The sequence below is a fragment of the Pseudacidovorax intermedius genome, from assembly GCF_001476815.1.
GTDB lineage: Bacteria > Pseudomonadota > Gammaproteobacteria > Burkholderiales > Burkholderiaceae_C > Xenophilus > Xenophilus intermedius_A.
In genome coordinates this window covers 111,128-123,032 of the sequence record NZ_LDSL01000051.1, presented here as the reverse complement: position 1 = coordinate 123,032, position 11,905 = coordinate 111,128, and the positions used below count along the sequence as shown (strand labels likewise).

Genomic DNA, 11,905 nt, shown 5'->3' with positions numbered 1-11,905 from the left:
TTTGTAACCGTGCTGCGCCTATGGGCGTCATAGTCATGTAGGCCGGTTTCGCAGGTTGAAAAGCCTAAAATGCACGCCAATTACCATCGTGCATGGGTTCACGATGGCGCGCATCCCACGCGCATTACGACTGGAGCTTCGTTTGAACAACAATCAGTGGTTTTCCAAGATCGCCGTCTGGCTGGTCATCGCCATGGTGCTCTTCACGGTGTTCAAGCAATTTGACACCCGCGGCGCCATGGGCTCGGGCACGGTGAACTACTCCGAGTTCCTCGAGCAGGTCCGCAACAACCAGATCAAGAGCGCAGTGATCCCCGAAGGTCTGGCCGGTGGCGAGATCACCGCCATCACCACGGACGACCGGAAGATCCGCACCAACGCCACCGTGCTCGACCGCGGCCTGGTGGGCGACCTGATCGACCACAACGTCAAGTTCGACGTCAAGCCGCGTGAAGAAGGCTCGCTGCTCATGACCTTGCTGGTCAGCTGGGGCCCGATGCTGCTGCTGATCGGCGTGTGGGTGTACTTCATGCGCCAGATGCAGGGCGGCGGTAAGGGCGGCGCCTTCAGCTTCGGCAAGAGCAAGGCGCGCATGCTCGACGAGAACAACAACACCGTCACCTTCGCCGACGTCGCAGGCTGCGACGAGGCCAAGGAGGAGGTCAAGGAGGTCGTCGACTTCCTGAAGGACCCGCAGAAGTTCCAGAAGCTGGGCGGCCGCATTCCGCGCGGCCTGCTGCTGGTCGGCCCCCCGGGCACCGGCAAGACGCTGCTGGCCAAGTCGATCGCCGGCGAGGCCAAGGTGCCGTTCTTCAGCATCTCGGGCTCCGATTTCGTGGAAATGTTCGTCGGCGTGGGCGCGGCACGCGTTCGCGACATGTTCGAGAACGCCAAGAAAAATGCGCCCTGCATCATCTTCATCGACGAAATCGACGCCGTCGGCCGCCAGCGTGGTGCCGGCCTGGGTGGCGGCAACGACGAGCGAGAGCAGACCCTCAACCAGATGCTGGTGGAGATGGACGGCTTCGAGACCAATCTCGGCGTGATCGTGGTGGCAGCCACCAACCGGCCGGACATCCTGGATGCTGCACTGCTGCGTCCGGGCCGCTTCGACCGGCAGGTGTACGTGACGCTGCCGGACATCCGCGGCCGCGAGCAGATCCTGAGCGTGCACATGCGCAAGATCCCGGTGGGCCAGGACGTCAACCCGAGCATCATTGCCCGCGGCACGCCCGGCATGTCCGGTGCCGATCTGGCCAACCTGTGCAACGAGGCCGCGCTGATGGCCGCCCGCCGCAATGCCCGCGTCGTGGAGATGCAGGACTTCGAGAAGGCCAAGGACAAGATCTTCATGGGCCCCGAGCGCAAGAGCATGGTCATGCCCGAGGAGGAGCGCCGCAACACGGCCTACCACGAATCTGGCCATGCGCTGATCGGCAAGATGCTGCCCAAGTGCGACCCGGTCCACAAGGTCACCATCATCCCGCGCGGCCGTGCGCTGGGCGTGACGATGAGCCTGCCCGAAAACGACCGCTACAGCTACGACCGCGAGTACATGCTGAACCAGATCAGCATGCTGTTCGGCGGCCGGATCGCCGAAGAGGTCTTCATGCACCAGATGACCACCGGCGCTTCCAACGACTTCGAGCGCGCGACCAATCTGGCCCGCGACATGGTCATGAAGTACGGCATGAGCGAGGCGCTCGGCCCGATGGTCTATGCCGAGAACGAGGGCGAGGTGTTCTTGGGCCGCTCGGTGACGAAGACCACCAACATGAGCGAGACGACCATGCAGAAGGTCGATGCCGAGGTTCGCCGCATCATCGACGAGCAGTACGCCCTGGCGCGCCGCCTGATCGAGGAGAACAGCGACAAGATGCACGCCATGGCCAAGGCGCTGCTCGAGTGGGAAACCATCGACACCGAGCAGCTGGACGACATCATGGCCGGCCGCGAGCCGCGTCCGCCCAAGGACTTCACGCCGCGCACGCCGTCCTCCGGTGGTGGTGGCAGTGGTGGCGCACCGGCCGTCAAGCCCGATCCGGCACCGACGGCGGCATGACGCAGGTGCACGGTGTGCAGACGGGGCCTTCGGGCCCCGTTTTCGTTGGCTGGCAGGCGGGGCGCTTCCGGCTGCCGCTGGCGCGTCCGCTGGTCATGGGCATCGTCAACGTGACACCCGATTCCTTCTCGGATGGCGGCCGGCATGCGGGATTGGACGCGGCCCTGGCGCACTGCGAACGGCTGGTTGAGCAGGGCGCGGACATCCTCGACATCGGCGGCGAATCGACCCGGCCCGGCAGCCCTGCCGTCGCGCTGGACGAGGAACTGGCCCGCGTGCTGCCCCTGGTGCGCGAGGCCGTCCGGCTGAATGTGCCGCTGTCCATCGACACCTACAAGCCGCAGGTGATGCAGGCCGTGCTGGACCTGGGCGCCGACATCGTCAACGACATCTGGAGCCTGCGCCAGCCGGGCGCACGCGAAGTGGTCGTGGCCCATCCCAGCTGCGGCGTGTGCCTGATGCACATGCACCGCGACCCGCAGACCATGCAGCGCGCACCCATGAGCGGCGATGCGGTGGCGCAGGCGGCCGACTTCCTGCGTGCCGAGACGCGGAAGCTGCGCGCCCTCGGCGTGTCGGCCGACCGCATCGTGCTCGACCCCGGCATCGGCTTCGGCAAGACGGTCGAACAGAATTTCTCGCTGCTGGCGCGCCAGCCGGTCATCGCCGCCCTGGGTTACCCGATTCTTGCGGGATGGTCGCGAAAATCGGCCCTGGGCGCGGTCACGGGCGTGGCCGATCCCGCACAGCGCATGCTGCCCAGCGTGGTGGCCGCGGTGCTGGCGGCCGAGCAGGGCGCGCGCATCCTGCGCGTGCACGACGTGCGCGAGACCGTGCAGGGCCTGGCCGTGTGGTCGGCGATGCGCGCCGAGGTCGGCGAAACCTCCACACAACAACAAGATTCCCTTTCATGACCCGACAGTATTTCGGCACCGACGGCATCCGCGGCACCGTGGGCCAGCCGCCCATCACCCCCGACTTCGTGCTGCGCCTGGCGCATGCCGTGGGCCGCGTGCTCAAGCGCAGCGAAGCCCGGCCCACCGTGCTGATCGGCAAGGACACGCGCATCTCCGGCTACATGCTGGAGTCGGCCATGGAGTCCGGCTTCAACTCCGCCGGTGTGGACGTCGTGCTGCTCGGCCCGCTGCCCACGCCCGGCGTGGCCTACCTCACCCGGGCGCAGCGCGCCAGCCTGGGCGTGGTCATCAGCGCCAGCCACAACGCCTATCCCGACAACGGCATCAAGTTCTTCAGCGCGCAGGGCACCAAGCTCAGCGACACGTGGGAGGCCGATGTCGAGGCGGCGCTCGCCGAGGCGCCGGTGTGGGTGGATTCGTCCGGCCTGGGCCGCGCCCGCCGCCTGAGCGACGCCGCGGGCCGCTACATCGAGTTCTGCAAGAGCACCTTCCCCACCGACCTGAGCCTGCGCGGCCTGCGCCTCGTGGTGGACGCGGCGCACGGCGCGGCCTACCAGGTGGCGCCCAACGTCTTCCACGAACTGGGCGCCGACGTGGCCAGCATCGGCGTGCGGCCGGATGGCCTGAACATCAACAAGGGCGTCGGCGCGACCCATCCCGGCGCGCTGGTGGCCGAGGTGAAGGCCCAGGGCGCCGGCTACGGCATCGCGCTGGACGGCGATGCCGACCGGCTGCAGATGGTCGATGCCTCCGGCCGCCTCTTCAACGGCGACGAACTGCTCTACCTGATGGCCATGGACCGCGTTGCGCGGGGCCTGCCGGTGGAAGGCGTGGTCGGCACGCTGATGACCAACAAGGCGGTGGAAGTGGCGCTGCGCAAGGCCGGCATCGGCTTCGTGCGGGCCAAGGTGGGCGACCGCTATGTGCTCGAGGAACTGGAGCGCCGCGGCTGGCTGCTGGGCGGCGAGGGTTCCGGCCACCTGCTGGCGCTGGACCGGCACACCACGGGCGACGGCTTGGTGAGCGCGCTGCAGGTGCTGCAGGCCGTGGTGCGGCGGGGTCAGGGCATGGCCGATCTGCTGGCCGAGGTGCAGCTCTTCCCGCAGAGCCTGGTCAATGTGCGCCTGGCGCCGGGGCAGGACTGGAAGGCCAACCGCGCCCTGGCGGAGGAAAGCGCCCGCGTGGAAGCCGAACTCGGCGACGAGGGCCGCGTGCTGATCCGCGCCAGCGGCACCGAGCCGTTGCTGCGCGTGATGGTGGAAGCCCGCGACGCAGCCCAGGCCGAATCGCTGGCCCGCCGCATCGCGGCGACCGTGGCCGGCGCCTGAGCGTGTCCACCATGGCTGCCCAGGTCCTGGCCGTCCACGCCAGCACCACGCATGGCTTTTCCAAGTTCGAGGAAGAACGCGTGCTGCTGGTCGAGGGCCTGGGCGTGCACGGCGATGCCCATGCGGGCCGCACCGTGCAGCACCGCTCGCGCGTGGCGCGCAACCCCGACCAACCCAACCTGCGGCAGGTGCACCTGCTGCATGCCGAGCTGTTCGACGAACTGATGCCGCGCGGCTTCCCCGTCTTTCCCGGCGAGATGGGCGAGAACATCACCACCCGCGGTCTGGATCTGCTGGCCCTGCCCACCGGCACGCGGCTGCGCCTCGGCGCCGAGGCCGAAGTCACAATTACCGGCCTGCGCAACCCCTGCCGGCAGATCGATCGCTTCCAGCCCGGCCTGATGGCCGCGGTGCTGGACCGCGACGCGCAGGGCCGCGTTGTGCGCAAGGCCGGCGTGATGGCAGTCGTGAGCGCAGCCGGCACTGTCGCGGCAGGCGACGCCATCGTCGTGATCCTTCCCGAAGAACCCCACCGTCCCCTGGAGCCGGTCTGATGCGCGTCGTCCTCGTCAACTACCGTGATCGCGATCAGGCCGAGACGCTGGTGCGGCTGCTCGATGCCTATGCCTGCGATCCTGCAGGCGGCGGCCAGCCGCTCTCGCCCGACGTGCGGCGCAGCCTGCCACAGGCCCTGGCTGCGCGGCCGGATGCCTTCAGCGTGATGGCGTACGACGCCGAAGGCGCGGCTGTCGGGCTGGTCAACTGCTTCGAGGGCTTCTCCACCTTCGCTGCGCGGCCGCTTGTCAACGTGCACGACGTGGTGGTGCTTGCACACGCGCGCGGCAAGGGCGTGGCCCAGTGCATGCTGGCCCGGGTGGAGGAAGAGGCGCGCCGCCGCGGTGCCTGCAAGCTCACGCTGGAAGTGCTCTCAGGGAACGCGCCGGCGCTGAATACCTACCGACGGGTCGGCTTCGCCGGCTACGAGCTGGATCCAGCATTTGGGCAGGCGGTGCTCCTGCAGAAAAAGCTGTAAGCGGGCCACACCTGCGGTGCTGCCGCGACCCAGGCGTCCAGTGCGCAGCGTCCGGGGCCAGAAAAAAAGCCGCCGCAAGCCCGTGAGGGCGCGGCGGCTTCGTCATGGACGGCCCAGTGTGCGCTTCAGAAGCGCGTGACCGGCGGCTCGGCCGATGCGGTCCTGTCGGCCGCGTACTTGCCCAGTTCCCACTTGGCGATGGCGTTGCGGTGCACCTCGTCCGGGCCGTCCGCGAAGCGGAGCGTGCGGGCGTTGGCATAGGCGTACGCGAGCGGGAAGTCGTCGCTCATGCCGCCGCCGCCATGCACCTGCATGGCCCAGTCGATCACCTGGCAGGCCATGCTGGGCGCCACCACCTTGATCATGGCGATGTCGGTCTTGGCGACCTTGTTGCCTGCCACGTCCATCAGCCAGGCGGCCTTGAAGGTGAGCAGGCGGGCCATGTCGATGCGGCAGCGGGCCTCGGCGATGCGCTCCTGGGTCACGGTCTGCGAGGCTACCGTCTTGCCGAAGGCCACGCGCGAGGAGGCCCGGCGGCACATCAGCTCCAGCGCGCGCTCGGCCAGGCCGATCAGGCGCATGCAGTGGTGGATGCGACCGGGGCCGAGGCGGCCCTGGGCGATCTCGAAGCCGCGGCCTTCGCCCAGCAGGATGCTGCTGGCAGGAACGCGCACGTTCTCGAACACCATCTCCATGTGGCCGTGCGGCGCGTCGTCGTAGCCCATGACGCTCAGCGGCCGCAGGATCTTGATGCCCGGCGTGCCGGCCGGCACCAGCACCATGCTCTGCTGCGAATGCTTGGGCGCCTCGGGATCGCTCTTGCCCATGGTGATGAAGACCTTGCAGCGCGGATCGCCGGCGCCGGAGATCCACCATTTGCGGCCGTTGATGACGTACTCGTCGCCCTGGCGCTCGATGCGGGTCTCGATGTTGGTGGCGTCGCTGGAGGCCACGGCCGGTTCGGTCATGGCGAAGGCCGAGCGGATCTTGCCCTCGAGCAGCGGCGTGAGCCATTCCTCGCGGTGCGCGTCCGAGCCATAGCGGGCGATGGTCTCCATGTTGCCGGTGTCGGGCGCCGAGCAGTTGAAGACCTCGGACGCCCATGGCACGCGGCCCATCAGTTCAGCCAGGGGCGCGTATTCCATGTTGGTCAGGCCGCCACCCTTCTTCTTGGCCAGTTCGGCGGTGTCGTTGGGCAGGAACAGGTTCCACAGCTCCTGCGCGCGGGCCTTTTCCTTCAGGCGTTCGATCACCTCCAGATGGGTCCAGCGCTTGCCGGCGGCCGTGTTCTCTGCCATCTCGCGGGCATATTCCGCCTCCGCCGGAAAGATGTGCGCATCCATGAAGTCGCTCACGCGCTTCTGCAGGTCCTTGACCTTGGGTGAAAAATCGAACTCCATGCTGTCTCCGGTGGTGGGTGTGGGAACGGGTGAAAGAGGGGGGGCGGGCCGTGGTGAAGGCGCTCAGGCGCGCTGTGCGAACTGCCAGGCCAGCGTGGCCATGGGGCGCGCCCCCTTGGCCGAGTTGACGGCCTGCTCGCTGGAGGCCGTGCCGGCCTCTACCCGCTTGGCGATGCCCTGCAGGATGGCTGCGATGCGGAACAGGTTGTAGGCCATGTAGAAGTTCCAGTCCTCGGCCAGCGCCTGCGGCGTGGTGAGGCGGGTGCGCTCGCAGTAGCGGCGCACGTACTCCTGCTCGGAAGGGATGCCCAGCGGTGCCAGGTCCACGCCGCCGATGCCGCGGAAGGCACCGGCTGGGATGTGCCACGACATGCAGTGGTAGGCGAAGTCCGCCAGCGGATGGCCCAGCGTGGACAGTTCCCAGTCCAGCACCGCGACGATGCGCGGCGCGTCGGCAGCGAACATCACGTTGTCCAGCCGGTAGTCGCCATGCACGATGGCGACCTTGGATTCGTCGCGTGCGCTCGCGGGGATGTGCGTGGGCAGCCACTCCAGCAACCGCTCCATTTCGTCGATGGGCTGCGACAGGGCGCCTGCCCCGTCGGTGGAGGCCTTGTACTGCTTGCTCCAGCGGCCGATCTGGCGCTCGAAATAGTTGCCCGGCTTGCCGTAGTCGGCCAGGCCGCGCGCGGCGAACTCGACCGTGTGCAGCGCGGCGATCACGCGGTTCATCTCGTCGTAGATGGCGGCCCGTTCGGCATTGGACATGCCCGGCAGGGTCTGGTCCCACAGCACGCGGCCCTGCATGCATTCCATGACGTAGAAGGCGCGGCCAATGATGGACTCATCCTCGCACAGCGCCAGCATCTGCGGCACCGGCACGTCCGAGCCGGCCAGGCCATGCATGACCTTGTACTCGCGCTCCACCGCATGGGCCGAGGGCAGCAGCTTGGCCACCGGACCGGGCTTGGCCCGCATCACGTACTGGCGCTCCGGCGTGAGCAGCTTGTAGGTGGGATTGGACTGGCCGCCCTTGAACATCTCGATCGACAGCGGCCCGCGGAAGCCTTCGACGTTCCATGCGAGCCAGGTTTCCAGGGCCTGCAGGTCCACGGCGTGCTGGGACGACACCGCACGGGTGCCGACGAAGGTGTTGAAGTCCTGGCTCATGTCTCGTTCGTTCGTTCATCTGATTGATGGCGGACGCGTTCAGCTGCCGCCACGGCCCCGGCCGCTCAGCTGTCGGCCTGCGAGATGCGCGTGAGCGCGTCGCGGTCCAGCACCACCAGGCCGGCGGGCTCGATGCGGATCGCACCTTCGCGCTCCATGGTCTTGAGTTCCTGGTTCACACGCTGGCGCGAGGCGCCGAGCAGTTGGGCCAACTCTTCCTGGGCGAGCTGCAGGCCGATGCGTGTCTGGCTGGCATCCGCCAGATTGGGCACGCCATAGCTGCGCACCAAGTGCACCAGCTGCTTGGCCAGGCGGGCGCGAAGCGGCAGCGTGTTGAGGTCTTCCACCAGACCGAAAAGCGTGCGGATGCGCCGTGCCTGCAGCCGCATCAGCGCTTCGTACAACTCCACGTGCGTGCTGAGGATCTTGTGGAAGTCCGCCCGGGCGACACACAGGATGGTGGTGTCGCCATGCGCATAGGCATCGTGCGTGCGCCGGTCCCCGTCGAAGAAGGCGACGTCGCCGAACCAGATGCCCGGCTCCACATAGGTCAGCGTCACCTGCTTGCCCGAGACGGCCGTCGAGCTCACGCGCACCGCGCCCTTGGCGCAGGCGATCCACTGGTCGGGCGGATCGCCGCGGGCGGCGATCAGGTCGCCGTCCTTGTAGCGTTTGACGAAGGCGCATCGGAGGATGTCGTGACGGAGCGAAGGGGAGAGGGAGGTGAACCAGCGGCCACTGTTGATGGCTTCTCTTTCGTCGATGGTAAGAATGGGGTCATCCATGGCTTGTCTTGTCGGTGACTGAATCGCGGAGCCTTGTCGCAGGGGCGACCGGGCGCGCCATCATTGGTAGTCGGGAGAGGTCTTGGACAGGAAGGCGCCGATGCCGATGCCTGCGTTGGCATGGTGGAGGTTGCGCACGAAGTGCTCGCGCTCCTGCGTGAGGTGGTCGCCCAGCGACCGCCCGCGCGCCTCGCCGAGCAGCTCCTTGATGCTGGCCAGGGCATTGGGCGCGCGCCGCTCCAGCTTCTGTGCGAGTTGCATGGCCTGCGCCAGGGCCTGCCCGCTGTCGGTGAGCTGATTGACCAGGCCCAGCTGGTGCAGCCGGTCGGCACCGATGCGCTCGCCGTTCATCAGCCACTCGCTGGCCAGCTGGCGCGGCAGCCATTGCGCAAGGTGCCAGCTCAGCCCGCCGTCGGGCGACAGCGCAACGTTGCTGTACGAGGCGGCGAACACCGCGTCCCGTGCGGCCACCACCATGTCGCAGGCCATGGCCAGCGAAAAGCCGGCACCTGCGGCGGCCCCTTCCACGGCGGCGATCACCGGCTTGGGAAAGCTGCGTATGGCGTCAATCCAGCTGTGCAGCGCATCGATGCTCTCGGCCTGCACACTGGGGTCGCGGGCCCGGTTGGCCTGCAGCCTCTGCAGCGAGCCGCCGGCGCAGAACCAGGCACCTTCGCCGACCAGCACGACGCAGCGGACGTCAGGATTGTTGCCGGCGCCCAGCAATGATTCGACACCGGCGGCGTACATTTCCGGCCCAAGCGCGTTGCGCTGCGAGGGATTGGACAGGGTCAGCACCATCGTGCGGTCCTGCGTGGTGCTTTTCAGCTCTGCGCTCATCTGTGAAGCTCCGCGGCAATGAAACATGAGGGAAGGAATGGCATGGGTTCTGTCTCTGATAGGGAGGAAGCGGCGAAGATTGTGAATGCGGCGTGGTTTCAGGCAGAGCCTTCCGCCGCGACACATCCATCAGCGCCTGGGCTCCGTAATCGGCGGGTCGGCGCAACAAAATGTTAGAAATGCTCATCTTCTTTTTCCAGAAGCCCCGGTGGAATGTGAAAATATTTGAACCTTCTACTTCCTCCCCACTCGTGGCCGTGCCTCCGAATTCCGCGTCAATTGTTTCGTTTGTACTCGGACTCGGCCTTGCGTTGCCGATGCCCGCCTCGGCACTGACGATCGGCCGCCCCGAGGGCAAGGTATGGATCGGCATGCCACTCGACCTGCGGGTGCCCGTCCAGTTGCAGGACGCTGGCGGTGCCTGCCCCTCGGTCAGCGTGAAGCTGGGCGAGAACCGCCTGCCCGACAGCGCCGTGATCACCAGCGTGGAGCCCGGCCCGTCTTCGGAAGCGCCGTGGCTGCGCATCCGCTCGAATCGGCCGATGGACGAGCCGGTGGTCACCGTGAGCGTCAAGGTGGGCTGTTCTTCCAGCATGGTGCGCGAGTTCGCGTTGCTGGCCGACCCGCCGCCGGTGTCGGCCATCACCGCGCCCACCGGCCGCGCACAGGGCTCGGCGCTGCCGCCCGCGGCCGTGGCGCCCCGCCAGAATGGGCGCAGCAGCGGTGGCAGCGGACGGGCCGAGTCGGTTCGCCCGCGCGAATCGGGCACGCCCCGGCAGGCCGGTGGCGCGGCCCGCTCCGCCGTGCCGGCGCAGCGCAACACCAGTCCCCGGCTGCGCGTCGATGCGCTCGATCCGCGCACGGCCGGCGCCGCGGCTGCGGCGGCCGCGACGGCGGGCGCCAGCGTGGCCGCGGAGGACTACACGCTGCCCCCCACCTGGCTGAAGATCGCCACCCGCATCCAGAACATCGAGGCCGCTGCCGCTGCACCCGTCGGCGCCGCAAGTGCGCCCGAGTCCGCTGCCAGCGCGCCCGAGCTCGAGGCCGCCCAGCGGCAGGCCGAGACACTGCGCACCCAGGTCGCGCAGCGGGACCGCACCATCGAAGGCCTGCGCGGCGAACTGTCGCAGGCGCGCCAGGCCGCGGAGGAGCGACCCTGGTGGCTCTGGCCGCTGCTCCTGCTGCTGGCGCTGCTTGCCGTGCTGGTCGGCCTGCTGTGGCGCCGTTCGCGCAAGCAGGCCGAAGAAGCCACCTGGTGGCAATCGGGCGAGCCGTCCGTCGACGCGCCCAACGCTGCGACGTCGGACGCGGCCGTCAAGACGGCCGCAGTGGCTGCCGGCGCCGCTGCCGTGGCATCCGACCGCGGTCCCGACACCATCTCCACGCTGCCGCCCAAGGCGGGCGAGCCGGTGAGCGCCGACAAGCTCCTGGACGTGCAGCAGCAGGCTGAGTTCTGCATGTCCCTCGGCCAGGTCGATCAGGCCGTGGCCGTGCTGGCCGACCATCTGGACGAGTACGGCAACACCAGTCCGCTCATGTACATGGAGCTGCTGCGCCTGCTGCATTCGCAGGGCCGCGATACCGACTACAACACCACCCGCCGCGAGTGCCGCAAGGCGTTGGGTGTCGACCTGCCTTCCTACGAGGACTTCTCGGAAAGCGGCCTGTCGCTGGCCGGCTATCCGGAGGTGGTCGAGCGCATCGAGCAGGCCTGGCCGCACCGTGAGGTGCTGGGCGTGATCGAGGGCTTCCTGTTCCAGCCGGCCGATGCCCACGGCCGCGCGCCCTTCGACCTGCCGGCCTATCGCGAACTGCTGTCGCTCTACGGTGCGGCGCAGGAGCACATCGCCATGGGCGGCGACGGCGCCGCCACCTCGGCGATGGCGCTGCTGAGCCCTTCCATGCCCATGGCCCAGCCGCCGACGGCACCGCTGCCGCTGTCGCAGGCGGGGCAGGCCGCCTCGGGCGTCGCTTCGCCCCTGGTCGGCTCGGACGCGGCCATGCCCAAGACCGCCTCGGGTGCCGCCGCGCCTGCGGCTGCCCCGGTGCCCACGCCCGCGCCGGGCACGATCGACTTCGACCTGTCCGACCTGGAGGCGTCGACCATCGACACCATTCCGCATGCGCTGCGGCGCGACACGCCGACGCAGGCGCCCGCCGCAGCCACCCGACGTGACGCCGCCGCACCCGCGGCCGATGCGGCACCCGCGGTGCCCAACGACTTCGAGCCGGTGCCGCCGGACTTCCAGCTCTTCGATCCGGAAATCGAGGACAGCATCAAGCCGGGCAACTCCATCAGGAAGCCGTCGGGCGACAAGTGAGCGGTGGAGGGCCCGGCGCAGCGCAGCCGGGCGCAACGGGACGAGGGCG

The 11,905-nt window shown here is 68.5% G+C and carries 10 protein-coding genes; 6 read left to right on the top strand and 4 right to left on the bottom strand.

The features are described from left to right. Positions 1-142: 142 nt before the first annotated feature. The 5 genes from ftsH to NS331_RS08145 are packed head-to-tail and all read left to right on the top strand — an operon-like array spanning position 143 to position 5,340. Positions 143-2,062 carry an ATP-dependent zinc metalloprotease FtsH gene (gene ftsH, locus NS331_RS08165; RefSeq protein ID WP_440589370.1) on the top strand — a complete coding sequence of 640 codons (1,920 nt, stop codon included), beginning with the start codon at positions 143-145 and terminating at the stop codon, positions 2,060-2,062. Continuing rightward, positions 2,059-2,976 (top strand): dihydropteroate synthase, encoded by a 918-nt coding sequence (folP, locus tag NS331_RS08160; protein ID WP_058641496.1) that lies wholly within the window; start codon positions 2,059-2,061, stop codon positions 2,974-2,976. The genes ftsH and folP overlap by 4 nt, the downstream gene beginning before the upstream one ends. Further along, positions 2,973-4,307: a phosphoglucosamine mutase gene (gene glmM / locus NS331_RS08155; protein WP_058641495.1), complete on the top strand. Its 1,335-nt coding sequence runs from the start codon at positions 2,973-2,975 to the stop codon at positions 4,305-4,307. Before folP ends, glmM begins: the two co-directional genes overlap by 4 nt. 11 nt (positions 4,308-4,318) lie before the next feature. Continuing rightward, positions 4,319-4,861 (top strand): MOSC domain-containing protein, encoded by a 543-nt coding sequence (locus NS331_RS08150; protein WP_058641494.1) that lies wholly within the window; start codon positions 4,319-4,321, stop codon positions 4,859-4,861. Beyond that, a complete protein-coding gene (locus tag NS331_RS08145; RefSeq protein ID WP_058641493.1) occupies positions 4,861-5,340 on the top strand; it encodes a GNAT family N-acetyltransferase in 480 nt (159 codons plus the stop codon). The genes NS331_RS08150 and NS331_RS08145 overlap by 1 nt, the downstream gene beginning before the upstream one ends. A gap of 125 nt (positions 5,341-5,465) precedes the next feature. Here NS331_RS08145 and NS331_RS08140 read toward each other — a convergent pair whose 3' ends face one another. The 4 genes from NS331_RS08140 to NS331_RS08125 all read right to left on the bottom strand — a co-directional run bounded on the left by NS331_RS08140 (position 5,466) and on the right by NS331_RS08125 (position 9,535). After that, entirely contained in the window at positions 5,466-6,740 is a 1,275-nt protein-coding gene (locus NS331_RS08140; RefSeq protein ID WP_058641492.1) for an acyl-CoA dehydrogenase family protein, read from the bottom strand. Positions 6,741-6,803: 63 nt separating this feature from the next. Next, entirely contained in the window at positions 6,804-7,910 is a 1,107-nt protein-coding gene (locus NS331_RS08135) for a phosphotransferase (RefSeq protein WP_058641491.1), read from the bottom strand. A gap of 65 nt (positions 7,911-7,975) precedes the next feature. After that, the gene (locus NS331_RS08130; RefSeq protein ID WP_058641490.1) at positions 7,976-8,695 is read right to left on the bottom strand and encodes a Crp/Fnr family transcriptional regulator; all 720 of its coding nucleotides are present in this window, start codon (positions 8,693-8,695) and stop codon (positions 7,976-7,978) included. Between the two features lie 60 nt (positions 8,696-8,755). Further along, positions 8,756-9,535 carry an oxepin-CoA hydrolase, alternative type gene (locus NS331_RS08125; RefSeq protein ID WP_058641489.1) on the bottom strand — a complete coding sequence of 260 codons (780 nt, stop codon included), beginning with the start codon at positions 9,533-9,535 and terminating at the stop codon, positions 8,756-8,758. 317 nt (positions 9,536-9,852) lie between these two features. On the opposite strand from NS331_RS08125, the gene NS331_RS08120 reads away from it, so the two are divergent. Then, positions 9,853-11,856, top strand: a complete 2,004-nt coding sequence (locus NS331_RS08120; protein WP_058641488.1) for a type IV pilus assembly protein FimV — start codon at positions 9,853-9,855, stop codon at positions 11,854-11,856. Positions 11,857-11,905 lie beyond the last annotated feature (49 nt).